Annotated in this window: 23 protein-coding genes, 1 tRNA gene and 1 pseudogene; 21 read left to right on the forward strand and 4 right to left on the reverse strand. The window is 44.3% G+C overall.

Annotated features, from left to right (window positions below; genetic code table 11):
• The 3 genes and pseudogenes from TH606_RS11695 to TH606_RS06930 all read left to right on the forward strand — a co-directional run.
• Window positions 1–343, forward strand: a pseudogene (locus tag TH606_RS11695) (hypothetical protein); the annotation flags it as partial.
• A gap of 347 nt (window positions 344–690) precedes the next feature.
• Window positions 691–4,188, forward strand: coding sequence for a molybdopterin-dependent oxidoreductase (locus TH606_RS06925; RefSeq protein WP_068542317.1), 3,498 nt, complete (start codon window positions 691–693; stop codon window positions 4,186–4,188).
• A gap of 23 nt (window positions 4,189–4,211) precedes the next feature.
• Window positions 4,212–5,144, forward strand: coding sequence for a transglutaminase-like domain-containing protein (locus TH606_RS06930; RefSeq protein ID WP_068542320.1), 933 nt, complete (start codon window positions 4,212–4,214; stop codon window positions 5,142–5,144).
• Window positions 5,145–5,168: 24 nt separating this feature from the next.
• Here TH606_RS06930 and TH606_RS06935 read toward each other — a convergent pair whose 3' ends face one another.
• The 3 genes from TH606_RS06935 to TH606_RS06945 all read right to left on the reverse strand — a co-directional run bounded on the left by TH606_RS06935 (window position 5,169) and on the right by TH606_RS06945 (window position 7,658).
• Window positions 5,169–5,828: a potassium channel family protein gene (locus TH606_RS06935; RefSeq protein WP_068542322.1), complete on the reverse strand. Its 660-nt coding sequence runs from the start codon at window positions 5,826–5,828 to the stop codon at window positions 5,169–5,171.
• On the reverse strand, window positions 5,829–7,193 hold the full coding sequence (locus tag TH606_RS06940) for a TrkH family potassium uptake protein (RefSeq protein WP_068542324.1): 1,365 nt from the start codon (window positions 7,191–7,193) through the stop codon (window positions 5,829–5,831).
• Between the two features lie 294 nt (window positions 7,194–7,487).
• Complete coding sequence (locus TH606_RS06945; RefSeq protein ID WP_157627884.1) at window positions 7,488–7,658, reverse strand: hypothetical protein; 171 nt, start codon at window positions 7,656–7,658, stop codon at window positions 7,488–7,490.
• A 143-nt stretch (window positions 7,659–7,801) separates the two neighbouring features.
• On the opposite strand from TH606_RS06945, the gene TH606_RS06950 reads away from it, so the two are divergent.
• From TH606_RS06950 to larC, 12 genes are all read left to right on the forward strand, one after another.
• Window positions 7,802–8,236, forward strand: coding sequence for a hypothetical protein (locus TH606_RS06950; RefSeq protein ID WP_068542328.1), 435 nt, complete (start codon window positions 7,802–7,804; stop codon window positions 8,234–8,236).
• Window positions 8,236–9,477 (forward strand): sensor histidine kinase, encoded by a 1,242-nt coding sequence (locus tag TH606_RS06955; RefSeq protein WP_068542331.1) that lies wholly within the window; start codon window positions 8,236–8,238, stop codon window positions 9,475–9,477. Before TH606_RS06950 ends, TH606_RS06955 begins: the two co-directional genes overlap by 1 nt.
• The gene (locus TH606_RS06960) at window positions 9,401–10,843 is read left to right on the forward strand and encodes a sigma-54-dependent transcriptional regulator (protein WP_231887754.1); all 1,443 of its coding nucleotides are present in this window, start codon (window positions 9,401–9,403) and stop codon (window positions 10,841–10,843) included. The genes TH606_RS06955 and TH606_RS06960 overlap by 77 nt, the downstream gene beginning before the upstream one ends.
• 38 nt (window positions 10,844–10,881) lie before the next feature.
• A complete protein-coding gene (gene cysS / locus TH606_RS06965) occupies window positions 10,882–13,212 on the forward strand; it encodes a cysteine--tRNA ligase (RefSeq protein ID WP_068542335.1) in 2,331 nt (776 codons plus the stop codon).
• Window positions 13,202–14,530, forward strand: coding sequence for a 23S rRNA (uracil(1939)-C(5))-methyltransferase RlmD (gene rlmD / locus TH606_RS06970; protein ID WP_157627885.1), 1,329 nt, complete (start codon window positions 13,202–13,204; stop codon window positions 14,528–14,530). Before cysS ends, rlmD begins: the two co-directional genes overlap by 11 nt.
• Window positions 14,531–14,929 carry a QcrA and Rieske domain-containing protein gene (locus TH606_RS06975; RefSeq protein ID WP_068542339.1) on the forward strand — a complete coding sequence of 133 codons (399 nt, stop codon included), beginning with the start codon at window positions 14,531–14,533 and terminating at the stop codon, window positions 14,927–14,929.
• Window positions 14,913–15,731: a cytochrome b N-terminal domain-containing protein gene (locus tag TH606_RS06980; RefSeq protein WP_068542341.1), complete on the forward strand. Its 819-nt coding sequence runs from the start codon at window positions 14,913–14,915 to the stop codon at window positions 15,729–15,731. Before TH606_RS06975 ends, TH606_RS06980 begins: the two co-directional genes overlap by 17 nt.
• Window positions 15,728–16,975 carry a hypothetical protein gene (locus TH606_RS06985; RefSeq protein ID WP_068542343.1) on the forward strand — a complete coding sequence of 416 codons (1,248 nt, stop codon included), beginning with the start codon at window positions 15,728–15,730 and terminating at the stop codon, window positions 16,973–16,975. Before TH606_RS06980 ends, TH606_RS06985 begins: the two co-directional genes overlap by 4 nt.
• Before the next feature lie 15 nt (window positions 16,976–16,990).
• On the forward strand, window positions 16,991–17,416 hold the full coding sequence (locus tag TH606_RS06990; protein WP_068542345.1) for a hypothetical protein: 426 nt from the start codon (window positions 16,991–16,993) through the stop codon (window positions 17,414–17,416).
• 87 nt (window positions 17,417–17,503) lie between these two features.
• Window positions 17,504–18,532 carry a phosphate ABC transporter substrate-binding protein PstS gene (pstS, locus tag TH606_RS06995; protein ID WP_068542346.1) on the forward strand — a complete coding sequence of 343 codons (1,029 nt, stop codon included), beginning with the start codon at window positions 17,504–17,506 and terminating at the stop codon, window positions 18,530–18,532.
• Between the two features lie 76 nt (window positions 18,533–18,608).
• Window positions 18,609–19,232, forward strand: coding sequence for a TVP38/TMEM64 family protein (locus TH606_RS07000; RefSeq protein WP_068542348.1), 624 nt, complete (start codon window positions 18,609–18,611; stop codon window positions 19,230–19,232).
• Complete coding sequence (larC, locus tag TH606_RS07005) at window positions 19,213–20,385, forward strand: nickel pincer cofactor biosynthesis protein LarC (RefSeq protein ID WP_068542350.1); 1,173 nt, start codon at window positions 19,213–19,215, stop codon at window positions 20,383–20,385. Before TH606_RS07000 ends, larC begins: the two co-directional genes overlap by 20 nt.
• A 151-nt stretch (window positions 20,386–20,536) precedes the next feature.
• On the opposite strand, the gene TH606_RS07010 is transcribed toward larC, so the two are convergent.
• The gene (locus TH606_RS07010; RefSeq protein ID WP_068542351.1) at window positions 20,537–21,400 is read right to left on the reverse strand and encodes a transposase; all 864 of its coding nucleotides are present in this window, start codon (window positions 21,398–21,400) and stop codon (window positions 20,537–20,539) included.
• Between the two features lie 170 nt (window positions 21,401–21,570).
• Between TH606_RS07010 and TH606_RS07015 the strand changes: the two genes are divergently transcribed.
• The 6 genes from TH606_RS07015 (at window position 21,571) to TH606_RS07040 (ending at window position 26,005) form a co-directional block, all read left to right on the forward strand.
• A tRNA-Pro gene (locus TH606_RS07015) sits at window positions 21,571–21,647 on the forward strand.
• 97 nt (window positions 21,648–21,744) lie between these two features.
• Window positions 21,745–22,182 carry an adenosylmethionine decarboxylase gene (gene speD, locus TH606_RS07020; protein ID WP_082863557.1) on the forward strand — a complete coding sequence of 146 codons (438 nt, stop codon included), beginning with the start codon at window positions 21,745–21,747 and terminating at the stop codon, window positions 22,180–22,182.
• A complete protein-coding gene (gene speE / locus TH606_RS07025) occupies window positions 22,179–23,000 on the forward strand; it encodes a polyamine aminopropyltransferase (RefSeq protein WP_068542356.1) in 822 nt (273 codons plus the stop codon). Before speD ends, speE begins: the two co-directional genes overlap by 4 nt.
• A 380-nt stretch (window positions 23,001–23,380) precedes the next feature.
• Window positions 23,381–24,676 (forward strand): IMP cyclohydrolase, encoded by a 1,296-nt coding sequence (locus TH606_RS07030; protein WP_197460523.1) that lies wholly within the window; start codon window positions 23,381–23,383, stop codon window positions 24,674–24,676.
• Between the two features lie 100 nt (window positions 24,677–24,776).
• The gene (locus TH606_RS07035) at window positions 24,777–25,262 is read left to right on the forward strand and encodes an HAD family hydrolase (protein ID WP_068542360.1); all 486 of its coding nucleotides are present in this window, start codon (window positions 24,777–24,779) and stop codon (window positions 25,260–25,262) included.
• Entirely contained in the window at window positions 25,241–26,005 is a 765-nt protein-coding gene (locus tag TH606_RS07040) for an alpha/beta hydrolase (protein ID WP_068542361.1), read from the forward strand. Before TH606_RS07035 ends, TH606_RS07040 begins: the two co-directional genes overlap by 22 nt.
• Window positions 26,006–26,010: the final 5 nt, after the last annotated feature.

Genomic DNA, 26,010 nt, shown 5'->3' on the forward strand with positions numbered 1-26,010 from the left:
GGGATATCGGTCAAGAGTAGGGACAGGCAAAGATTTTCTTTCGCTTAATTTAGGGCTTAGCAGGTGGGAGAAGAAGACGGAGGAAGAAAGACTTGAGCTATTGCGGAGGTTTGTATACGGGAAGGGTGGGCTTGGTGAGCCAGAAAAAGCAGAAAAAGGGACAGGCGAAGTTTATCGGCAAAGGGTGAGGTATTTTACCGAGAGTTTGGCGATAGGGAGCAAGGGGTTTGTAAAAAGAGCAGCAGAAAAGATAAAAGGAATTTTGAGCCTAAAGAGGCTAAATCGGCTAAGGAGGAAGAAAGACCTGGAGATAGGAGTGGAGGAGGATATGGTTTTCTTATAATAAGCGACCTTCAGGTCGTCCCTACACCTAATCTACAACGAAGGCAAAATTGGTGGGAAAAATTAGTGGCAATCAAGGGATTCAAGGTTTAAATGAGGCAAAAAGTGAACCGCCCGTTCCTTTACCTCGTTAGAAAATCTTTTTGTTTTGTCCATGCCTTATCCTCCCACAGATTTTTATATTCGGCAAATCCGGGACTTAGGGTTTTACTTTGTGTCTTCTTGAGCCATGAAGGCTGATTGAAAATTCCTATAATCCGCCGAATTTTAATAGGAAAAATCAATTTGATTTATCAGTCTTAGCGATATAAAAGGCATTCTCAGTGTAAAAAAATATGAGGAGGCCGGATGAAAAGGCGCACTTTTATAAAAATGGCAGGGTTTTTGTGTTTAGTTGGTCCTTCGCTAGAGATAAAAGATACCTTTGGGAAGGTTCTTTTTAAACCGGTTCTTATATGGGATTCCAAGCGCTGTATAAGATGTAGGGCCTGCATGGCTTCATGTCAGATGGTCCATCAGCTGGCTCCAGAAGAAACTTTTATGCAAGTCCTTATTAAAGAAGAAGGGGAATATCCTCAGGTCAAAATTTCTTTCAAACAAGAAATATGCAGGCAGTGCCAGGAAGCCCCTTGCCTTGAGGCTTGTCCTGAGGGAGCTATCAGGCGTGACAAGTCAGGCATCGTTCTGGTGGATAAGACCCTTTGTGTAGGTGATGGAGCTTGTGAGAATACCTGTCCTTACAGCGCTATAAAAGTCTTTAGAGAAAAGGCTTACAAGTGTGATATGTGCTTTCATCTAATATCTCAGAAAGAGCTTCCCCGTTGTGTGGCGGTTTGTCCTTCAGGGGCCCTGGTCTTTGGGAATTTATATGCTCCTGAGGGGCCTTTGGCTATTCTTTTAAAATACAATTCGGAGCTGGCTGAGGAACTAAAGAAGTATCAGTACGCAGAAGTAACAGCTTTTCCCAAAGTTTATCCCTGGCAAAAAGTTGATGGGGCTAATCTCAAAGCAGGGGAACGTCTGGTGACAACGGTTTGTTTGGCCTGTAATGCCAGGTGTGGCTTAAGGGTTTGGGTGCGCGATGAAAATATCGTAAAAGTGGAAGGGAATCCCTATCATCCTTATAACCGTACTGGAGAACCCATCTCTTATAAAACTCCCCTTAAAGAGGCCCTTAAAGAAACAGCAGGTATTTGTGCTAAGCCACTGTTTGATCACGATTACTTGAATAATCCTTATCGTTTAAAAGTTCCTCTTAAAAGAAACGGTCCACGTGGTTCTGGCAAATTTAAGCCCATTTCCTGGAGTCAGCTTATTCACGAGATAAGCGAGGGTGGGAAACTTTTTGTCCATCTGGGAGACGGCCAGCATTATCCCGGATTAAAAGAACTGCTTTCAGACGAACCCATTGACCCGTCTGCTCCAGAGATTGGGCCAAAACGTAATCAACTGGTCTGGATAACCGGGCGTTCTCAGGGGGGGCGCAAACACTTTATAAAGCGCTTTGTCAATAAGGCTTTTGGTTCTGTTAACTACATTGGGCATACGGACATTTGTGGCCTGGGCTTTAGAATGGGTAACTTTGCCTTTTCTGATGGTAAACAGGTAGAATTCAAAGCTGACCTCTGGAACACACGATACGCCCTGGTCTTTGGAGCCAATTTGTATGCTGCTCTCCAACCAGGGCCAACTACAGCGGGAAGTGTGTTTGCCAGGCGTGCGGCTGAGGGCAAACTAAAATTTGTAATTATTGATCCACGGGCCCATGAAGCCACCGCTGCGGCCTCTGAGTGGGTTCCTATTAAGCCGGGTAAAGACGGAGCTCTGGCTTTGGGTTTGCTTTACGTGCTTCTTAAGGAGAAACTTTTTGACAGTTCTTTCCTTTCATTGGCTAATCTTAAAGCGGCTAAAAATGAAGGCCGGAATGTATTTACTAATGCTACCCATTTAGTAATTACTGAAGGCCCAGAAGCTGGGCGTTTCCTAAGAGTAAAAGACCTTAAAGGCTTTTCCGGACAACCTGAAGAGCATTTAGTTGTAGATAAAAAAGGAAAGATAAAACCAGCCTCAGAGGTAAGTCGGGCTACTCTTTTCTGGGAGGGAACTTATCAGGGCTTTAGGCTTAAAACAGCTTTTAAGCTTTTAGAAGAAAGTGTTTTTGCCCATGACATGGCCTTTTACGCCCGAGAAAGTGGAGTGCCTCAAAAAACCATAGAACGGCTGGCCAGGGAGTTTGCCGAAAATGCTCCCTACAGTGCGGCCTTTGCTTATCACGGAGGTGGAAACTATGTAGGCGGAGCTTATGCCAGCTATGCCATAGCCCTTCTTAACGCCATGGTCGGCAATGTTAACCGTGTGGGAGGTTATCTTTGTTCTGGAGGAGGAGCGGCTAAATGGGAAACGGGTTGCTATAACCTGAAGAGCTTTCCAGGAGCTTATAAACCCAGGGGTATTAAAATTTCTAGAGAAAAGGCCGCTTATGAAAAAACCAGCGAATTTAAGCGCAAAGGTTATCCCTCAAAGCTTCCCTGGTTTCCCTTTACCAAAGGTGGGCTTTCGGTTTCGGCTCTGGCTGGGATAGACCAGGCGTATCCTTATCCCATAAAAGTTCTTTTCACTTATTTTTATAACCCTGTTTATACCACTCCTGGTGGGAAGCGTTTTGCAGAGACCTTAAAGGACCATAACAAGGTGCCTTTACATGTTTCAGTAGATATTACCGTAAATGAAACTAACATTTATGCCGATTATATCGTGCCTGATATTACTTATCTTGAAGGACAGTACGGTTTTTTGAATCCTCATGCTCCGGCCCAGAAGTTTACCGCCGTGCGTACACCAGTTTTATCCCCCAGGACTGAGAAAACTCCTGATGGAAGGCCTTATTGTCTGGAGACCTTTTTGATAGACCTTGCTAAGCATTTGAACTTACCAGGTTTTGGTCCCAAAGCCATCAAAGGCCCGCAAGGTCTTCTGCCTCTGGAAAGGGCTGAAGACTATTATCTCAGAGGCATTGCCAATCTGGCTTTAAATGCCAAAGTGAAGGAGGCTCCTTCTGAGGAAAGAGCTTTTATTGAGGCCAACTACCCGGTAGCTGCCTATAAGCATATCCTTTCTAATAAAGAATGGGCCCAGGTCTGTACGGTTTTAGCCAGAGGAGGTGTCTTTTTGCCACCTGAAAAGGCCTTTGACTCCAAGGGTAATCTTAAAAAAGGCATTCCTTTGGTGTGTATATGGAACGAGAAGATGGCCTGTAGTAAAAATTCTTTGACTGGTGAAAACTTCTGGGGCACCACGCGTTTTGAAGTTCCCTGTAACGCTTTGGGCCAGAAAATATCAGAGATAGATGCGGCTTATCCTTTCTTTCTTATAAGCCACAAGACAGCCCTTCACACCCAGTCTCGCACTATTTGTTATCGCCAGGCCCTGGCCTATGAAGGGGAACCACTTCTTTTACTCAACCCTGAAGACGCCAAGGCCTTTGGTTTGAAAGATGGTTCTTTGGTTAAGATTTCTTCTCGTTCTTATCCAGAAGGAGTTTTGGTCCGTGTGAAATGTTCTTCACGGGTCAGGCCGGGTATTGTTGCTTATCCTTTTCATTACGGCCATACCCAGCACGGAGCCTCTTCTCTAATCATCTCGCAGGCAGAAAAAGTTTTACTTGGTGGTCGGCGAGTTGCTGAAAATGACATAGTAAAAGCAGATTCCAGTCGCCGAAGAGGCTTTAATCCTAACATTTTTAGCCGTCTTGACGAAGCTCTATTCCATTTGCCGCTGCTAGACCCCCTGGGAGGTATTCCTGATTTTAGTAGCACCAGGGTGTCTTTAACTCCCGTCAAATCATAAAATTACATACGAGGAGGTTTGTTATGAGGAAAAAGTTAAGTTTGTTTTTGGCCATGGTTTTTATGCTGTTTTTTTCTTCATGGGCCTGGGCCACTAAGGTTTATTTGCTCAAGACCCAGGTCAAAGTGGAACCTATTTCTGAGGCCAAGCTGGTTGAACTCTGGGTTCCTTTACCCCTTGAGGATGAATTTCAAAAAGTAGAATCTATAGAGGTCAAGGCTCCCAAAAATTACGATGTAACTACTGAAAGTGAGTATGGTAACCGGTTCTTACACCTGACCTGGGAAGGAGCTTTACCTGAGGGGGCCGAGGTTCAAATTGTGGCTAAGGTGAGACGCGAAGAAGTTTCCCCAAGACCATGGGAAAAAGATATCCCCCTTCGCTTACTTCTGCCAGACCAACTGGTTCCAGTGGACACCTTTAAGAGCATGGCTAAGCAGATTGCAGGAGATAAAAAAGACGACCTGGCCAAATTAAAGGCTATTTATGACTATGTGGTAACCAATATGAAGTATCAGAAAACTGGCACTGGTTGGGGAAGAGGGGATGCTATCTGGGCGTGCAACAATCGCCGTGGAAACTGTACGGATTTTCACAGCCTTTTTATGGGGCTGGCCAGGGCAGAGGGAATCCCGGCCCTTTTTCAGATGGGACTGCCTGTTCCTCCCAAAGGAGGTGTGATAAAGGGTTATCACTGCTGGCTCCTTACCTTTCCTGACCACCAGCTTTACGGGATAGATGCGTCAGAAGCCGCCAAACACCCTGAGAAGAGAAGCTATTTCTTCGGGCATTTATGTGATGGTCGTATCGTCCTTACCCAGGGGCGAGACATTTTGCTTGCTCCAGCCCAGCACGGGCCAAGGCTTAACTTTATCTATAAGGCCTACCTGGAAGTTGACTTAAAACCTACCCCTAAAAAGGTCCATACTACTTATGAGGTAAAAGTTTTAGAATAACTGAAGCGGGGCCTGCCCCCGCTTCTATTCGCTCTGGGCCAAAAGCTTGCTGAGGTATTCCTTTTTCCCCAACACAAATAATTCCTCGTCTTTTTCAATTATGTGTTCAGCCGGGGGTAGAACGATAAGTTTAGTAGAATGTTTTTTGCGAATGGCCAGGATGTATACGTGATAACGGCGGCGTAGGTCAAGCTCTTTTAAACTGTGCCCAATAAATTCATCAGGGGCATCTAGTTTTGCAATTAAAAAATCCGGTAAGAGTGGTAGAAAGTCCACCATGTTGGGAGTAATCAAAGTCCTAGCTTCTCTTAAAGCTGCGTCCTGTTCAGGGATTACCACGCGGTCGGCTCCTAAAAGCCTCAGAATGCGAGCATGGTCTTCGTCGTTAGCTTTGGCCAAAATAAACCTAGCCTTTAATTCTCTAAGATAAAGTACTATTAATACGCTGGCAGAAAGATTACTCATGGCTACCACTACCTGGTCTGCTTCTTCTACGCCTATACTTTTAAGAACTTCTTTGCGAGTAGCATCAGCTACAAGGGCTTCTGAGATATCTGGACTTATATCTTCAACCAGTTTTTCGTTCTTATCAATGCCCAGGACTTCAACGCCCTCGGCAGCTAAAGTTTTGGCCAAATTGGAACCAAATTTTCCAAGTCCGATTACAATGACTTTTCTTTTCATTTAGCCTACCATTACCCTTTCTTTTGGATATTTATAAGGTCGTGGTTCATGTCCCACTTCTGACAGAAAAGAAATCAAAGAAAGGAGCCCCACCCTTCCTATAAACATAGCCATAATGATACAGATTTTCCCCCACAGATTTAACTGGGAGGTAACCCCGGTGCTCAAACCTACGGTGCCAAGAGCAGAGACTACTTCAAAAAGTGCGCCTAAAAATTCGTGTTTTGATTTGTAAAATGGCACGTTCGGTTCGGTAAAAGTCAGAAAAAAGTGAAAGACCATGATGGCTAAAAGGTAAATAAAGACAAGGGTTATGGCTTTGCCAACCTGGTCAACAGGAATGGCCCTTTTAAAAACTACAGCTTGTGGAAAGCCTCTTAGGCGGCTCCAAACAGTACAACTCAATACCGCCAAAGTGGTGGTTTTTATACCACCTCCCGTAGAGCCTGGACATGCTCCAATAACCATCAAGATTAAAAAAACGTAGATACTATGTTCTGAAAATAAAGCTATGTTTATAGAGTTGAAACCAGCAGTACGGGCACTAACGCTGTGAAAAACAGCTGTTACTATCTTCAAAGGCCAGGAGAAGTTAGCTAAAACTCCATTTTTTTCAAATAATAAAAAGGCCAAAGCCCCAAACACTATCAAAACTATATGAGTGTAAACTGTAAGCCTAAAATGGAGAGATAGCCTGCGTCGTTTTTCTTTTAGTAAACTTAAAAGTTCATACACGATAGGAAACCCTACATTACCTAAAAATATTGCCAGTGTAATGAGCATTAACACCAGGTAATTTTTTTGAAAATCAATCAGGCCGTCTTTAAAAGTGGAAAAACCGGCATTACAAAAGGCTGATACCGCGTGAAATACAGCTTGAAAAAAGGCGTTTTTTATTTTAAGTCCCTGGCCTAAAAAGCATAGTAAAAGCCCCAGGGCAATTAAAGCTTCAGCAGTAAAGGTATAAACGAATATAGTTAAAAGGAGTCTTCTGGGTTCAGGGGTAAAATGAGGGAGAAAGCTTTCCTGAAGGGATAGCCTGCTTGAAAAACTTAAAGACTGTTTAATTCCTAAAGCAATAAAAACGGAAAAAGTCATTACTCCCAGGCCCCCCAGTTGCATAAGAACAAGGATGATGAACTGACCAGCTTTTGTGAAGTCCAGAGCCGTGTTTGCCACGGTGAGGCCAGTAACACAAATAGCTGATGTAGAAGTAAAAAGAGCATCAATGAAAGATAATTCCTTAGAATGGGAAATAGGTAACCATAAAAGAAGGGCCCCTATAAAGTCAGCCAGAGCAAAAGAATAAATAACTGTTCGGGCTGGATGACGTTCAAATCTGCGGTTTATTCTTTTCCATTCCATAAGCTAAGGTTTATGTATTTTTTCACGAAGGTACTCCTTTAATTTTGAAGAAGCAATAACTGAAATTTTCATATAGTGACGAGGTTGATGAGTAAAAAAGATCATGACAAAGAGAGGGCTCCGTTCGCCGTGATAACCCAAGCTGTCACTGCAAGAAACCAACCTAGCGAAGCCGTCTGAGAAACAGATAACATAGCCAATTAAATATTTCTCTTGACAATTTTTGGATTGTCATTGTGAGCGAAGCGACTACGTCGCCTCGCGATAATGCTCTGTAATGTAAAAATGCTCCCATTAATAAAAGGGCGCTTTTTCTGGTAGCTTAAAAATATAAAGAGAGATGTACACGCGAGGGGTATTCCTTTTATCAAAGGTGTCTTTTGGAAGCTTGTCAGGAGAAAGAGACTCAGAGGTTCCACCAGAATAAACATCATAGGTTATTGGTAACCATTTTTCGTTAAGCACAACCCCCCAATACCACCTGCAGTACATTGTTCTTCCTGTCTTTGCTGTACCCAAAAGTCCTGAGCTCATCCTCTACTTTGCTCTCAAAGTAAAGGTGGTGATATCGTAGTAAACCAGCTTCCCCCCGGGCTTAAAAGCTCTAATTGCCTCTGGTAAGGGTGCTTTTTGGGGCGGTAAAGAAAGGGCTTATTGGTATAAAATATGTTATTATGTTATACTTAGAGAAGTATGATGTATTCGTTAGCGATAGTTATATTTTTTTGTCCCTTATATGTCGTTCTGCTTTCGCTCAAGATCTCTTGAGGGTTTCGCAAATTGTTGTTACTGGCAAGGTAGTGGTGATTAAGCATCCTATTGCTTTGATACGGGATTCTCAGGGCAACTTTTATCATGTACGTCTTGGGCCTTATTGGTTCTGGAAAAAGCAAGATTTTTATTTGAAAGTCGGAGAACACGAGAAGATTGTGGCCATTCAAAAGGGGCTTTTATTTTTTTTTATCGTAATTTCAAGTAAGGAATTTGGAGTTTTTCGTATCCGGAGTGAATGTAGCCAGCCTCTTTGGAGCACACATAGATAATGTTGCCAAAACTTTCGGGTTACAAAACTATCTTTTTTTTAACTCTAGGGGTGTTAATACTGGCTACGGTTACAGAGGTGGTTTATTTCCGCTACTTTTTAGACAAAAGTATAGCCAGAGAAGCCAGAAGTACCTTGAATTTTCTTGAAGCTCGTCTTACGGCTTATGTTGAAACTATCGCTTTATTACCAGAAGTTCCCGATTATTTGAAAGACCTGGCCTGGCTTACTGACGAACTTCAGGGCCAACCACAGCTTGTCGGTGTTCTGGTAAAAGAGAAGGGAAAAATCCTTTTAAATACCTTTCCAGAAAACATATCTTTACCACAAACGATTTTTAACAATTGTTACCAGGGCTTTAATAGAAAAAATGTCAGGTATGTTTGTCAAAAATTTGAGGCCTTACCTGACCGGGAGTTTTTTCTTCTTTTAGGCCTTGACATAAGTTTTGCCCATAAAGCCTTTGCTAACTTTATCTTTTTGAGTGCCTGTATTTTAATAGCAGGGACAGTCCTTCTGGCCTCAGGTCTTTTTTATCTGGAAAAATTTTCCCGGCGCCAGAAAGAGCTTGAAGAAAAGCTTTTGGCTTCGGAAAAACTGGCGGCTATGGGTAAAATGTCAGCCATGGTGGCTCATGAGATAAGAAATCCTTTAAATAGCATTGTTATGGGCCTTCACTACATGAGTGAAACTAAAAAGCTTTCTCCTGAAATTATGGAGATGATAAAAGGTGAGGCCCAAAAACTTACCGAGCTTACGGGTGAACTTTTTTCTTATACCCGGGGATTTGAAATAAAGCCTCAGCAAATAGATGTTTTGGAGGTAGTTAAAGAACTAGAAGAAAAATTCAGGGAAAAGATAGAACGTCTCGGGCTAATTTTTATAGTAGAAAAAGGGCCTTCGGCCAGTATCTGGGTGGACAAAAGATGGTGCCTCAGGGCACTTGAAAATCTTTTACGCAACGCCATGGAGGCCACTCCTGCTGGAGGAACGGTGAAACTGGGCTATGAGGTTTTAGACAAGGAAGTATGCTTTTATGTGCAAGATAGCGGAGAGGGTGTCCCGCTGGCGGTTCAAGACAAACTGTTTGAGCCCTTTTTCACTACCAAAGATAGCGGTTTTGGCTTAGGGCTTTATTTGGTGCGTAAAGTTGCCGAAGCCCACGATGGCCGGGTATCTTTTACTTCTAAACAAGGAGAAGGAACTATTTTTAAAATCTGTTTTCCTAAAACCCATGAATAAAATTCTTATAGTTGAAGACGACCAACCTCAGGCCAAAATACTTGGAGATTACTTGCGCCACAAAGGTTTTGAGGTCTCCTGTGCCTTTAGTGCGGCCGAAGCCAAAAATCTTCTCAATGAAAATACCTTTGACCTGGCTATTCTTGACTGGAAGTTACCAGATGAAGACGGTCTTGCTCTTCTGCGCTGGCTAAAACAAAAACAACCCCTTACCCAGGTAATAATGCTTACAGCTTTTGCCACGGTGGAACGGGCGGTAGAAGCCATAAAAAGTGGAGCTTATCACTACCTTACCAAACCGGTAAATCTTGAAGAGCTTATTCTCATCATAGAAAAGGCCTTAAAAGAACTTCGCCTGGTTCGCGAGGTGGAGAAATTAAGGGCTCAGGTGAAAGAGCTTTCGCCTCCTGATGTGCCAGATATTATCGCTGAAAGCCCTAAGATGAAAGAAACTCTACGTCTGGTGGCCAAAGTGGCCTCAACTGACGCTACAGTCCTTATTTTGGGCGAATCAGGGACAGGCAAAGAAGTTATTGCCAATCTTATCCATCGCTTAAGCCCCCGGCAAAAGGCTCCATTTATTAAAGTGAACTGTGCGGCTATACCTGAAGGGCTACTGGAGTCAGAGCTTTTTGGCCATGAAAAAGGGGCCTTCACCGGAGCAGACAAGACCAAGCCCGGCCTTTTTGAAATGGCTGACGGTGGTAGCCTTTTCCTTGATGAAATTGGTGATATGCCCCTTCCTTTACAGGTTAAATTATTGAGGGTGCTTCAGGAAGGGGTAATCAGGAGAATAGGGGCCACTAAAGAAATAAAAGTAAACGTAAGAATCATCACCGCTACCAATAAAGACCTTGAAGCCTTAGTGGAAGAGGGCAGGTTTCGCGAAGACCTTTTCTGGCGTATCAATGTCTTTACTATCAGACTTCCGCCTCTGAGAGAGAGACGGGAAGATATTTTGCCATTGGCTCAGTATTTTCTTGAGAAGTTTTCCAGAAAACACCAGAAGAAGCTTAAAGGGTTTAGCCGAGAAGCTCTTGATATTTTACTTTCTCATCATTTTCCAGGAAATGTGCGCGAGCTTGAAAACTTAATTGAGCGGGCAGTTATTCTGGCTGAAGATGATGAGATGGTTACTCCTGAGGGATTCCCTTTTTCAATGAAACCTCAGACGGGCCAGAAAAAAGCAGATCTTTTCTATTCCTTGCCTTTACCAGAAGCAGTGGCCCTGCTTGAAAAAGACCGCATCAGACAGGCCATGGAAGAGGCGCAAGGGGTAAAGACTCGCGCTGCCGAACTATTGGGAATATCAGAGCGGGTTTTACGTTATAAACTGGCTAAATACGGCCTTAGTAACGAAGATTAACTTGGCTAGCCTTCATTTTTAGCTTATAAAGACTAATTATGATTAGAAAAAAATATGGAAATATCTTAGACCGCATTGGCAACACACCTTTAGTCCCCATCAGGAGGCTCAGGTCTAATCCCAGAGTCCAGATTTACGGAAAAATTGAAGCCGCAAATCCTGGGGGTTCAGTAAAAGACCGCATAGCCCTTTCCATGATAGAGGCGGCTGAAGAATCCGGCAAACTTACCCGCGAAAAGGTCATCATTGAGGCCTCAAGTGGAAACACTGGCATTGGCCTTGCTCTGGTTTCAGCGGTTAAGGGTTATCGTTGTCTTATAGCCATGAGTGAGGCGGCTTCAGTTGAGCGCCGCAAGATTATGCGGGCCTTTGGCGCGGAGATTTTACTTACCTCTGCGGAAAAGGGAACAGACGGAGCCATAGAGGCTGTCTATGAACTGGCCCGCAAATACCCTGACAAATATTACCTGACTGATCAATTTAATAACCCTGCTAACTGGCAGGCCCATTACTATGGCACGGCTCCTGAAATATGGCGGGACACCGAAGGTAAAGTCACCCATGTGGTGGCAGGCATGGGCACCACTGGCACCCTCATGGGCATGGCGCGTTTTTTTATTGATAAAGAACTTCCGGTAAAGGTAGTGGGGGTAGAGCCGCTTCCCGGGCATCGGTTGCAGGGGCTAAAAAACATGAAGGAATCTTATCCACCTGGTATTTTTGATAAAAAACTTCTGGCAGAAATCATAAACGCCCCCGACGAAGAGGCCTTTGAGCTTACTCGCCGCCTGGCCAGGGAAGAAGGCATATTTGTGGGCATGAGTTCAGGGGCGGCCCTTTACGGAGCCCTTGAATTGGCCAAGCGCCTGGATGAGGGTGTTATTGTAGTTATTTTCCCTGACGGTGGCGAACGCTACCTTTCAACCCCGCTTTGGGACTTTGAAGACCTGCCCAAACAGGGACCGTTTTTTACCAATACCCTCTCCAGAAAAACAGAAGCCTTTAAGCCCCTGCGGGAAGGCCAGGTGGGTATTTATACCTGCGGCCCAACGGTTCATAGAAGGCCTCATCTTGGGCTTTACCGGCGCATGATTACCGCTGACCTTTTGAAGCGCTATCTGGAATACAAGGGTTATAAAGTCACCCACGTGGTTAATCTTACGGATTTTGACGACAAAACCATTAAGGCCTCTTTTGAAAAAGGAATACCTCTGAAAGAGCTTACTCAGCAGGTAAGCCAGGAGTTTTTTGAAGACCTTGAAGTTCTAAGTATTTCTAAGGCAAGTCTTTATCCCCGTGCCAGTGAGCATATTGAAGACATGATTGCCCTTACCAGACGCCTCCTAGACAAAGGCTTTGCTTACGTACGGCACGGCTCGGTTTATTTTGATGTCTCCAAACTCAAAGATTATGGCCTTCTTTCAAAGGCTGACCTGTCTAAACTTAAGACAGGTGCCACGGTTGACCTTGAAGAATACGAAAAAGACGACCCCTTAGATTTCACGCTTTTTAAGCGCGCTTCACTCCAGGAGTTGAAAGAAGGGCTTTATGTAGAAACAGAGTGGGGCAAGGTGCGGCCTGGCTGGCATATCCAGTGTGCGGCCATGTCTCTTAAATACCTTGGCGAGGAGTTTGATATTCACACCAGTGGGACAGATCTTATTTTCCCTCACCACGAAGACGAAATAGCCATAGCCTATGCCCTTACCGGAAAAATTCCGGCGCGCTTCTGGTTGCATTCGGCCCTTGTCTCTCGCAAAGGTAAAAAGATGTCTTTTTCAGTGGGAAACGCCGTTACCATCCCTGAGCTTCTGGCTAAAGGATATTCTGGACGAGAGATTCGCTATTTCCTTTTGCGCACTCATTACCGCAAACCCCTTGACTTTTCCTACAAAGCCCTTGATGAAGCAGCTAAGGCCTTAAAAGGCCTTGACCTTTTTATGGTGTTTTTGGCGCGAGAGCCAAGTGGTCAGACTGACTTTCCCGTGGTCCAGACAGTGGAGAACTTTTTAGAACGTTTTGAAGAGTCTCTTGACGATGACTTGAATATTTCCAAAGCCCTGGGGGCACTTTTTGAGTTTACCAACCGTCTTGAACCCGTGCTTAGCCGGGAAGGCCTTGACGAAGAAGACACGTTGAAGGTGAAAGAGGCCCTGGAAAAGGTTAATCAGGTTTTGGCTATTATTCGTCCGGCCAGGATAGCTGAGTCCCCAGAGGTCAAAAAAATTCTCAAACACCGGGAAGAAGCACGGAAGAAGGGGCTTTTTGAAGAGGCTGACCGTCTGCGCGAGGAACTGGTTAAGCAGGGGTTCTGGATTATAGATACACCGCGCGGCCCTATTGCTGCGGCTTTTGACCATGAAAGCTGAAGCCGTAGTGGTTATTGAAAAACTTATTCACGGTGGAGAAGGGCTGGCCCGGCTTTCTGACGGCCAAATTGTTTTTGTCTCTGATGTTATTCCTGGAGAAAAGGTGCGCATTCAGATTACGCAAAAGCTGGGAGATTATGCGCTGGCCAGGCCGCTAGAGATTCTTGAGCCTGATTCCCGGCGCAGGAAGCCAGTTTGCCCTTATTTTTCTTCCTGCGGGGGGTGTCAACTACAGCATCTTCCCTATGAACGGCAGCTTGAAGAAAAGCTTTCTATTTTTTGTGAAACCCTTGAGCGTACGGGAAGACTTTCCGCTAAAGAATTAGTCTCAGGGATTGTCCCTTCGCCAAATGAATTTTTTTACCGCAATCGTTTGCAATTTCATGTGCATCAAGAAACAGGGGCCCTTGGTTTTTTGAAACGCCGTTCTCATGATTTGGTGCCGGTAAGAGAATGTGCCCTGGCCGCTCCTGAGATTAATCAGGTAATAGAAAAACTGCCGGATATCCCGGCCTGGAAGCGGATACATCCTTACGTAAAACGCGTCAATCTTGCCCTTTCTCTGGCGGAAAGAAAAGTAGTTCTACTTTTTTGGAGTCAGCTTGCTCCCCGCCAGGAAGACCTGGCCGAAATTTTCAAGGAGCTACCAGTGCTCAAGGCCATCTATTACTGGATTAAAGGGAGGAATCCAGTAGGCCCTTTCCCCGAAAATGCTGAAGATCAGGGCCGCAGGCGTATGCCTATTCCTAAGGATATAGCTGATACCGCAGAAGACATCTTTTTATGGGCCTCTCCGGGTGTCTTTGTTCAGGCCAATTGGGATATAAATCTCAGTATCATGGCTTATCTCAAAGAGATTTTACCTCTTGAGCCTGGCAAAGAGATTTTAGACGTCCATAGCGGTATAGGGAATTTTTTGCTTCCACTGGCCCGAAGGACCACCTGTGGAGAAGGGGTTGATACAGACCACCGGGCCATTTCTGACGCCCGAGAAAATGCTGATTTGTGGGATCTTCCTGAGGTTCGCTTTGAAGTTTCTTCAGCCATAGAGGCTCTGATTAACTATTTGAAAGAAGCAAGGTTTTTCCCCCTGGTTCTTCTTGACCCTCCAAGAGGGGGCTGCAAAGAGATTCTTCGCTTTTTACCTGACGTAGTTTTAGAAAAATTGGTTTATATTTCCTGTGACCCGCCAACTCTGGCTCGAGACCTTAAAATTTTACAAAAGTTCGGGTTTCGTATTATTTCTATCAGGGCCTTTGACATGTTTCCCCAGACTTTTCACCTGGAAAGTGTAACTTTACTGGAGAAGACTTCATAGATGAAGAAAAACTCTCGTCGGGATTTTTTAGCTGTTGGAGCCAAGTTGTTTCTGGGAGGTCTTGCCGCTACAGGTTTTTATATGGCCTTTCATACTTTCCCCAGGCCACCTAAAAAGATTTTTATTAAGAAAGAAGAAATCAAAAACAAAGACTTTTACGTAGCTGAAGATTTCTTCCTGGTAAAAAAGCATAAAAGCTGGCTTGCCCTTTCTCGTCGCTGTCCTCATTTGGGGTGCCGGGTAAATTTTGACCCCAGGCAAGGAATTTTTATCTGTCCCTGTCATCAAAGCCGTTTCACTAAAACCGGCCGTTACATAGCTGGCCCGGCTAAAAAGGACCTTGATGTCTTGACTATTATGCCCAAAGAAGGGGGGTTCATCGTTGAACTCCCGGGTTAACTCTTTTATAGCCTGGGCTGCGGCTAATTCTTTTCTGCTAGCTCTGATAAGCGGAGTTTTTCTGGCCTTTCCCTTCAGGGTAGAGATGCCCCTTATTTCAACCGTAGGCATAGAAGGAGTATTACCCTTTGGTGATTTTGTCAGGGGGTTACACTTTTATACCGGCCAGCTTGCTTTTTTGTTTTTACTGCTTCACATCGTTTATAGTCTTAGGGCCCGAAGTTTTGAAAGAAAGAGCTGGTTTTCCTGGTCTCTTTTGGTGGCCACTTTTCCGCTTACAGTGTTTGCCCTTTTTTCTGGCTATGTAGTGCGCAATGACGAGATAGGTTCTTCGGCAGGCCATATTGCCGAAAGTCTTTTGCTTGAAGTGCCGTTAATCGGTAATTTTTTGAATCATCTTTTGATGGCTGTATCCAAAGAAGGTGTTCATCGGGTTTATGCGGCTCACTTTTGTATTTCTTTTCTTTTGTTTATAGGGCTTTGCGGCTGGCATTTTAATCTTAAAAGATTAAAAATCTGGGATCTGGTTTATGTAGCTTTAGTAGCGATGATTTTAACCGTGTTTTATCCTCCACTTTTGAGGCCATTTGAGCCGGACCTCTCTGTGCTTGGCCCCTGGTTTTTTGTGGGTATCCAGGAGCTTCTAAGGCATTTGCCACCTTTTTGGGCAGGGGTAGTTTTTCCGTCTATCCCGGTGGCAGCCCTTTGGGCCTATAAAAAGTACTCTAAACTTGCGGGTATTATTCTCGTTGCCTGGCACGTTTTTTATTTTTTTCTATCCTTGGTGGGTTTTAGCCGATGAAGAAACTTTTGGTCTTTTTAGGCGTTATTCTTTTGGCTTTTATGCTATTTAAAGAATTGAAGCGGAAGAGGGCACCTCAGGTGTTTACTACCACCTCAGGCCGGGTAGAAATGTGCCTTGCCTGTCACGATGAGGCCCCTGAAAAAGTTCATGCTCGGGAAGTGGTAGGATGCTCTCCCTGCCATTTAGGTAATCCCTTGCGCATGGAAAAAGATTTGGCTCACGCGGGAATGATAAAAAATCCAGGAGATCTGCGGGTGGTAGAAAAGACCTGCGGGCGTCCTGAATGTCATCCCCAAATGCCCGGCAAGGTCAAGAAGTCCCTTATGGCCACTAACAGGGGCATTATAAACGTGCTTCTCCGCTATTGGGGAGAAATCCCTGAAGATGCCAAAAATAGACCAGAAGATAGCGTGGAATATCTTTTAAAAACTGGAAAAAACTCCCTTGCCCTTGATTACTATCGCAAGCTTTGCGGCTCCTGTCATCTGTGGATGGAAAAGGGAAAACTTCCAGATTTTCTGGCAGAAAAAGGTGGCGGATGTGTGGCCTGCCATCTGGTAAAGGGGCCTAAAGAGGCCAAACACCCTGTACTTACCCGCAAGATTCCTCTGGAAAACTGTGTAAGGTGTCACAACCGAAGTGGCCGCATAGGTCTTACTTATCAAGGCCTTTATGAAGACGAAGGTTATGGCACGCCTTATCTTGAGGGTGACTTTGGGGCGGAGACATTAATTGACGGCCGTTTTGTGCGGCGTATTCCAGCGGATGTTCATTATAAGGCAGGACTTGTATGTGTGGATTGCCATATATCCGAAGAAACTATGGGAGATGGAAAGGCTTACAATCACTTTGAAGAAAGCGTAGAGATAACCTGCCGTTCTTGCCATGGAGGTAAAGGAATTACGCGTAAAGGCCGTAAAATTCCTCGGGTCAAAAAAGAAGGGGGAAAGTGGATTTTAGAGGGAATTTTTACCGGGAAAAAACACGAGCTTAAACCACCTGACCCGATAAAATGTGAACACACGGTACATAAAAGGCTTAGCTGTCAGGCTTGCCATTCTCCACGAGTGCCTCAGTGTTTCGGGTGTCATGTGCGCTATGATCCCCGTGAGAAGCAACTCGATAAGCTTACTAACCGGGAAACTCCCGGTGCCTGGGAAGAATTTCGTTCTTATATGCGCCTTGAGGAACCGACTCTGGGCGTCAAAGGTGACGAAGTGGTTATTATCGTCCCGGGATGACAGGATTTTGTTAGCGTGCTTTCCCGTGACGGAGAGCTTGAAAAAGAATTTAAAAGAATTACCTGGTCATTTATGGATCCTCACTCTACGGGCAAGGCTCGTACCTGTGAAGATTGTCATACCTCGGCCAAAACTGTGGGACTAGGTTATGGTTCATTAACTTATCTTGGCCATGGCCAGTGGCACTTTGAAAGTGCTGAGCGAGAGAAGAGCGACCTGCTGGGGCTTGATTTTCCCCTTTCAGCGGTAACGGATCTGAACGGAAAGGTGTTTGTTAATTTTTCCCGTAAGGATTTAAGGGCTTTTACTCCAGAAGAGATAAAGCGGATTTTACGAGTGGGCTTATGTCTTCCCTGTCATAAAGATTTTTCAGATCCGGTGATGAAAAACTGGAAACCCGGTCTGACCTGCCCGGTCTTTAAAGAAAACAATTCAAATTAAGTCAAAAATTTGTAACAATTTGGAAGAGCTTTTGTCAAAGGAAGGCGCTATTTTAGAGCAAAACTTTTAAATGGAGGAGGAAGCGTTATGCATAAATGGTTGATGGTTTTGATGTTATTTCTTTTTAGTGTTACAGGGGTTCAGGCGGCCAAGCTAACCCTGCTTGGGGCAGGAGCTACCTTCCCTTATCCCCTGTATTCTAAGTGGTTTGATGTTTACTATAAGAAGACAGGCATAAAAGTTAATTATCAGGCTATTGGTTCTGGTGGTGGTATTCGTCAGCTTCTGGCCCGTACAGTAGATTTTGGTGCTACTGATGCTCCAATGAAGGATTCTGATTTGGCCAAGGCCCCCGGAAAAATCCTTCACATTCCTATGACTCTTGGGGCAGTTGCCGTGGCTTTTAACATTCCTGGCGTAACTGAACTTAAGCTTACTCCTGAAGCCCTGGTGGGCATTTTCCTCGGAAAAATTACCAAATGGAATGACCCGGCCATACAAAGTGTGAACGATGCTAAACTACCCAATATGCCTATCATTGTAGCCCGTCGCTCTGATTCTTCCGGTACCACTTATATTTTTACTGATTATCTTTGCAAAGTAAGCAATGAGTGGTGCGAAAAGGTTGGGCGTGGTAAATCTGTCCGCTGGCCAGTGGGAATGGGTGGTAAGGGCAATGCTGGTGTAGCTGGCCTCATTAAACAGATTCCCGGAACTATTGGCTATATTGAAGTTGCCTATGCTAAAAAGAATAACATTCCTGTGGCGGCTTTGCGTAACAAGGCTGGTAATTTTGTAAAGCCAACCTTGAAAGCTATTTCTGCCGCCGCAAACATTGACATTCCAGATGACACTCGCTGCTCTCTTACCAATACCGATGCTCCTAATGGCTATCCCATATCTTCTTTTACCTGGATTATCCTTTACCAGGAGCAGAACTACAAAGGCCGTTCTTATGACCGGGCTAAAGAATTGGTTAAACTTCTCTGGTGGTGTATTCACGATGCCCAGCAGTACAATGAAAAGCTTCTTTACGGAAAGTTGCCTCCAATTGTAGTACATAAAGGGGAAAAAATTCTTAAAAGTGTAACTTATAACGGCAAACCTATTCTCTAAAATATTAACTCATTCCTATTAAAAGCCCCCCGAAAGGGGGCTTTTTTATTTTTGAACCTGCCTTAAAATCTCCTTTATGACCTTTGATTGGCAGAAAATCGTAGAAATTTTCTGGCAAAGGCCAGAAGTTATCAGACAAATCGTAGAAAGTTATGGTCCGTATGGCCCGCTGGCCTTTGTTTTTCTTCAAGCTTTACAAGTAGTGGTTGCTCCGCTTCCTGGAGAAGTGACAGGCTTTGTTGCCGGCTATCTTTTTGGGGCCTTCTGGGGTTTTATTTACGCTATGATTGGCATTACTATTGGGGCTTCCCTTGCTTTTTTTCTTGCTCGCCATTTTAGGCGTTTTTTTGCCAGGCGGCTTTCTCGTTCTGAGCATTTTAGGCGTCTTGAAATATTTATGCGCCGAAGGGGTCTTTTTGCCGTTTTTATCTGTTATTTGTTTCCTGGTTTTCCCAAAGATTACCTTAATTACTTTGTTGGGCTTTTTCCCATTCCTTTCAAAGTATTTCTTGTCATAATGATTGTGGGAAGGATTCCCGGAACTCTGGCTCTGGCTTTGCAAGGGGCCTCTCTTTACGAAAAGAACTGGACCATGCTAGCTATAATAGGGGGCTTAAGTCTTCTTTTATTGGGCCTTTTTTACTGGAAACGAAAAGAAATTTACGAATACTTAGATAAAAATGCGCATAGCTTATCTTGACTTGGTAGGTGGCATATCTGGAGACATGTTTCTCGCGGTTTTGTATGAAGCTGGTGTGCCAGAGGAGGTTTTTGAGGAGACTTTTGCCAGGCTGCCTGGCCAAATAACATGGCAAAGAGAGACTGTTTGCGTAAACGGCCTTAAAGCCTCCCGTATAAAAATAGACGCTCAAGATAAAGGCGCTCTACCTCAAAAATATGAAGAGCTTATAAGTTTGGTTGAAAAGCTAGATTTTTCCGGGCCTATAAAAAATCAGGCTAAAAAAATACTCAAGATAATTTTTGAGGCTGAAGCTGAAGCCCACGGTAAATCTTTAGAGGAAATACATCTCCATGAACTTTCTGCCTACGATACCCTGGCTGATATTTTTGGAGTACTTGCTGGCCTTGATTATTTACAAATTAAAAGAATATATGCCTCAGAAATTCCACTGGGCCGGGGGATAATTAATACTTCTCACGGAAAAATTCCTGTTCCAGCCCCAGCTACGGTGAATATTTTAAAAGGTCTGCCTGTTGTAGGAATTTATGAAGATGCTGAAACCGTTACTCCAACTGGGGGAGCTTTGCTGAGGGTTCTTGTTTCAAGCTTCGGGCCAATGCCTTCTATGGTTTTAGAAAAGGTAGGGGTTAGTACTGGAACTTTTATTTTTAAATCCCGGCCAAACATGCTCCGCCTTTTCTTAGGAACGCCTAAAGAGCCTGAGGGTCTTATAGCTGAGACATTGGTAGAAATAGAAACTAATATAGATGACCAGTCTCCTGAAGAATTGGCTTATGTGACGGAAAAACTTCTGCAAGCCGGGGCTTTAGATGTGGGTTTTGTGCCGTTTTACATGAAAAAAGGCCGTCCAGGACTTAAACTATGGATACTTGCTGAGCCGGGATTAACTAGAGATTTAGTTGAGATAATTTTTGCTGAGACCAGGACTCTGGGATTGAGAATTAAGGAAGTTAGACGTTTGAGCTGCTTGAGAGAAATTAAAGAAGTGGACACTCCGTGGGGGAGGGTAAAAGTCAAAAGATCCCTTGCGCCTTTCCCAAAATTTAAAGTTGAATTTGAAGACCTCAAAAGATTGGCACGCTTACACGGAATTCCCCTCTTTAAATTAAGACAAGAGATTGAAGCTTTTCTTTTGACCCAAAAATTTTAAAACAGGTTTAGAAGAGTTCTTGGCAAAAAATTCCAATTAAGTATTGTTTGCTTTGGTTGTAAAGATAATACAGTTTCGGCGCAGCTGAAGCAGTCTAATATGCCTTTTTAAAAGCTTTTTATAAGGAATATTGGTAGCGTTAGTAGCGAAGCTATAAAAAAACTATTTCCATCTCCATTAAATTTTTTATTTTTTTGCCTTTTTTCTCCTTTTTTATTCCCTGGAATTCCTTTATTTTTATAGCTGCTTTTTCCACAAAGTTTCTTCCTCCTATGACCAGACTCTCCGTAAAGTAGTTCACTCGTTGCCTAAAAATTTCGCCTGTCCCTTTTTCTGGCTCACCTAACCCGCCTTTCTCGTAAACAAACCTCCGCAATAGCTCAAGCCTCTCTTTCTCTGTCTTCTTCTCCCAGCTGGTAAGCCCCAGGTTAAGCGAAAGAAAATTTTTGCCTGTCCCTACTCTTGACCGATATCCCAGCGAGCACCAGCGATAGTTCTCTGGTTTCTCCACTATCCCTGCCCGCACTGGGTTTAGCTCTATGTAAGCCAGGCAATTGAGCAAAGCCTCACCGGTTTCTACGATTACGGACTTGAACCTGTCAGCCCAGAAGTAGCCCTTCCTCTCAACTCGCTTGTTGTACCAGCGAGAGAAGCGCTGTTTTACGTCTTGGATATAGCGGGAAAGGTTACCAAGCCTTGCCCGCCACTTCTTGATTAGCTCTTCGTAGAAGAAGATTTTGCGCTTCTGGCCGTAGTAAAGCCTGATACGGCGTTTTACTTCTTCATCGGAGAACTGGTTTTCAGGGAGCATGCGGCAGAGTAGATGGAAGTGGTTTCCCATAATAGCGTAGCCATAGACTTCAACGAAATAGACCTGAGAGAGCCATTGGATAAGGTGGAGCAGGTAGTCTTTTTCTTCAGGGCCGAGGACATCGTGGCCAGGCAGAGCGGTGCGGGAGATGACGTGATAGGCGGCCTTTGGGTCATTCATAAAAAATCTTGGAATGCGCGGCATGATGAAACCTCCTTGCAAGAAAATTTGCCTGTCCCTATTTTCATCGGCCAATTTTTGACAGGGCTTAAAAGTTTGCCTGTCCCTAATATCTGACGCTGACACTGACGATGAAAGATGAGGTTGACAAAATGTCTTAAGATGGCTATAGATTTGTCGGGATCGGGACGTAGCGGGACGTGGCGCAGCCTGGCAGCGCACCTGCTTGGGGTGTAGGGGGTCGGCGGTTCAAATCCGCCCGTCCCGACCATTAGTTTTAAAATAGCCATTAAGGCTCCTGGGAAACTGGGGGCCTTAATTTATTATGGAAAACTAATAAAACCGGGCTTTGGCCTGGGGGGAGGTGAATGATGCGGGCACCAGAAACCATTTGCCAGATTGACAGGTTTCCCGCCCAGGGGGCCCAAAAGGCCACACAAACAGGTTTTATCTCTACTCATCTTTTGGTGGAGATGTGGCAGTCTCCGTTTAATTTACTGGCTGACGCCAAAGTGGTGGAAAAGGCTTTGCGTTACGGCGTAAGTGGTGATTATCACGATGAGCACGGCGAGGTGATCAGCTACCAGTTTTCTCCATATGGTGTTTCTGCCAAAGCTACCTTAGGGGACTCTCACATCTTTATTCACACCTGGCCAGAAAATGGTTATGCGGCTATTGACATCTTTGCTGGAAGTGACGAAGAAGCTTACGAAATTTTTGAACGTTTGAAAGAGGCTTTTAAGCCTCATTATATTCACGCCCTTGAAATGAAACGTGGACAACTGGTTGAAATGGAGGAAACTTGACTCGCTACTGGTGGTTTGAAAAAATTACACCGCATTATTCGCACGGGTATAACGTTATCCCCATTTACGAGAAGCGTACCCCTTATCAGCACTTGCTGATTTATAAAAATCAGCTCTGGGGGCGCTTTCTCGTCCTTGATGGGATAACCCAGTTTACAGAAAAAGACGAATTTATTTATCACGAAACCATCGTCTTTTGCCCGGCGGCCTCTTTAGACTTTCCCCCAGAAAATATCTTGGTTATTGGTGGGGGAGACGGCGGTGTTATTCGTGAATTACAAAAAATTCCAGAAATTAAGTCTATTCTCCAGCTGGAAATAGACCAGGAAGTTTTTAAGGCCTGCCAAAAATATTTACGAGAAATAGCCGGAGATTATAGCGACCCCAGGGTAGAATTTCGCATTGCAGATGGAGCTAAGTTTGTGACTGAAGCTCCTGCGGAGAGTTATGACCTGGTAATAGTTGATTGTACAGATCCAATTGGCCCGGCGGTGGTTCTTTATACTGAAGAATTTTATAAAAACGTAGCAAGGATTTTAAAGCCAACCGGCCGTTTTATTCAACAGGCCAGCATCCCCCGTTTTTATCCTGAAACCCTGCCTATGGCCTATTACCGGGCCCAAAAGGCATTTCCCGTGGTAGAAATACTTAGGGCGCCTGTCCCGTGCTATGGAGATGAAATAGCCTTTATTATGGGTAGTAAAAGTGATTCTTCTCGCCAACCCAAAAGGCCTTATCAGGGAAGATTTTATAACCCTGAGGTGCATTTAGCCTCTTTTGCTATCCCTTCCTGGTGGCAGGATTTATTGCATAAGTGATTTTTCTTCAACACAAATTCAAAAAACTAGGCTGATTACTATGGCCACGGTGTTGCCTCGCGATAGAGATTGCTTTGCTCCGCTCGCAAGACTGTGGTTTTTGTCAAGCATTTTGAGCTCCCATCTACCATTTTTCTTTAAGATAAAGTAGAAATTCCTGTGAAAATAATCCCTCCCTAACCCTCCCCTACAAGGGGAGGGGAACTTTTCTCCTTATAGGAGGGGTTAGAGGGGAGGTCATAAACATTTTCATGTTTTCGCTGTGTATCTTAGAGAAATGGACGGTTGATGACCTCTTTTTGTTAAATAATATTTGAGAAAATCTTCAGTTTGCGGTAGGCCTTAAATAGAACGAATAAATTTTTTATAAGGAGGGTGCCGTGAGCGAGGACATTAAAAAAATGTATCGCACTATTGTTTCTGACCATTTTCCTGACGAAATAAAAATAACTTTTGGGGACCAAACGCTTACGTACCGCAAAAGAACCTGGAAGATAGAAGTTGAGCCGGGAGTTGTTGAAGAACGCGGTTTGCGTTACGGAGAAAATCCCGACCAGGAAGCAGCTTTATATGAATTAATAGGGGGAAACCTTGTTCTTGGAGAGTGTGAGTACATAGAGCCAGGATTAGGGCTGGTCTCAAGCCTTTCTGAAGAAGATATGCTCCAGTTTGGTAAACACCCCAGCAAAACCAACCTTACCGACGTGGATAATTCCCTCAATGTTTTGCGTTATCTGGCGAGAAAGCCTGCCTGCGTTATTGTTAAACACAATAATCCTTGTGGAGTTGCTCATGGAGAAACCATTGAAGAGGCCTTTACCAGGGCCTATCGTGCTGACCGTATTGCTGCCTTTGGTGGAGCCATTGCCTTAAATCGCCCGGTGGATAAAGCCTGTGCCGAAGCTATAAGCCGGGAATACTTTGAAGTGGTAGCAGCTCCAGAATATGAAGAAGGGGCAGTGGAAATCCTCAAAAAGCGAAAAAATCTTCGCATAATTCGTATAAAAAGAATAGACAAGCTTGAAGAATACTGGGGTAAAAGGGTGGTGGAATTTAAGAGCTTGATTGATGGTGGAATAATTGTTCAGCAATCTCAGGTTAACAAAGTGAGGGGCCCTGAAGACCTGAAACCAGCGGTGGCCAAAAAACCTGATGGCTCTGAAATTCGTTGCAAGAGAGAGCCTACCCAGCGAGAGATTGAAGATATGATTTTTGGCTGGGCGGTGGAAATTGGCGTAACTTCAAACTCGGTTCTTTTTGTTAAAGACCTTTGCACTGTAGCCATCGGTACTGGAGAACAGGACCGGGTAGGAGTGACTGAAATTGCCATTTTCAAGGCCTATATTAAGTACGCTGACTTACTCTGCTATGACCGCTATGGTATTCCATACAAACAACTTGAACTTGAGATTAGAAAAGGGTTAAGGCCTGAAGCCCAGAAAATAGAAATAGACGAAGAAGCCAAGGCCAAACGTGCCGGGCTTCCTGGCTCGGTGATGGTCTCAGACGCCTTTTTCCCATTTAGAGACGCCGTGGATGTGGCCATAAAGGAAGGTATTTCCGCCATTATTCAACCAGGCGGTTCCGTGAGGGATTGGGAATCTATTGAGGCCTGTAATGAGGCTGACCCCCCAGTAGCCATGGTCTTCACTGGCCAGCGTGTTTTTAAACACTAAGCAAAAGGGACAGGCAAAATATTTTTGCCTGTCCCTAAACTGGACACTTCTTAATTTGCGTAGGATAATGTTCTTAAATCTAGAGAGAAAGGAGTGTTTTGTGCCCTACGAATGGTTACCGCCCAGTAAAAAGCAAGAGCCCCGCTGGCCAGGTCGTCTGGTGGAAAAAATTTCCCTTGAAAACGGCCTTATCCTTGAAATATGGGACTATTCCCGCAAACTGGCCGGGGACCGCTGGTTGGTGGGAATGCTTGCCCAGATAGTAGTTGAAGCTCCACCTGAGGCCTTTTCCAGCCGTGAGTTTTACGAAGTTTTCTGTGAGGAAGAGGAAGGCAAAGTTTATTATCGCTATCGCAAAGAAAGGACTTTTGTAGATGAAAGAGAATGTGAGGCCCTTTTTGAACAGTTAAAAAAACGATTTTTAGAAGCGGCCCTTAATTATCTTTCTCACCCAAGCTTTAAGGAAAGGCTAATTGCGGCTGAAGTAGCCCTTTACGAGCGCCGCAAGGCCTGGGAAGAACAGGTTAGACGAAAAGACAAAGAAATAGAGAGGCTTGAAGAAGAATGGAAAGACAGACCAATTTAATTGACCTAATCCCTAAAGAACCACTTTCTTCGCCCCCTGAGGGAGCAGAAGATGTAGAAGTTCCCCTTCAAGGTGGAAGTCTTCCAGCGCGTATTTTTTGGGCTTCATCGGCTGCCCCGATTTTATTTTTCTTTATAGCGGAAAGAGAGCCTGTTGATAAATACAACCAGCTAGGCCAACATTTTTTAACCCATGACATTTCTCTAACAGTAATAAGCTATAGAGGGGCTCATGGTCTAAAAGGTGAGGCCTCTTTTGAAAATATTTTTGGGGATGCAAAAGAAGCTTTTTTCTTCTTAGGCGAGAAGTTTCAAAAAAAAGGTTACCGTGGCCAAATTTCTCTTTTAGGTCGGTCCTTAGGGGCTGGGGTGGCCCTTAACCTTGCAGTTGAGATTCCTCACGACATATCGGCCCTTATTCTTGATAGCCCTGTTGTTGATGGTATTTCCTGGCTTGCTCATAGAGGACTTCCTACAGAAAAAGACCCTTTTGGGGTTACTGAAAAACTAAAAAAATGGCGAAAACCGCTTCTGGTTTTTCAGGCCCAAAAAGATGAAGAGGTCTCCTTACCAGAGGCGGAAAAAATGCTTATCTTTTCAGCAGCGAGAAACAAAAGGCTCCTGATTATGCCTGGTTTTAAGCGAGAAGAAACCATAGAAAAAGGCGGCCCCCTTTACGCGGAAACAGTAGCTGAGTTGCTCAATAGGTTGGCTAGCAGATTTAGCCGTCGTAAAACCCATTAACTGAA

The organism is Thermodesulfatator autotrophicus (assembly GCF_001642325.1).
Lineage (GTDB): Bacteria > Desulfobacterota > Thermodesulfobacteria > Thermodesulfobacteriales > Thermodesulfatatoraceae > Thermodesulfatator > Thermodesulfatator autotrophicus.